The sequence below is a fragment of the Halorubrum sp. SS7 genome (genome assembly GCF_005435055.1).
Classification (GTDB): domain Archaea; phylum Halobacteriota; class Halobacteria; order Halobacteriales; family Haloferacaceae; genus Halorubrum; species Halorubrum salinarum.
The window spans coordinates 1-255 of the sequence record NZ_SGXV01000564.1 but is presented as its reverse complement, the minus strand read 5'-3'; the positions used below and the strand labels follow the sequence as shown (position 1 = coordinate 255).

At 71.0% G+C, this 255-nt stretch carries 1 pseudogene; it reads left to right on the top strand.

Features of this window, described 5'->3' with window-relative positions:
• A pseudogene (locus EXE44_RS19145) lies at nt 1-255 on the top strand (glycosyl hydrolase); the annotation flags it as partial.

Below are 255 nucleotides of genomic sequence, written 5' to 3'. Positions count from 1 at the left end.
CGGCGACTCCGGGCGGTCGTGGGCGCCGGTCCATCGGCTCCCCGACTCGTCGGGACCGATGGGCACGCTCCCGACCTCGGTCTGTCTCCACGGCGGCGACGTCTACCTCGCGGAGTACACGCTCGGGGACGACCCGGCTCGGATCCTCCGCAGCGATGACGACGGGCGGACGTGGGAGATTCGCGTCGAGACGACCGAAGTCCGTCACTTCCACGGCGTCTTCTACGACCCGTACCGGGACGCCCTGTGGGCGAC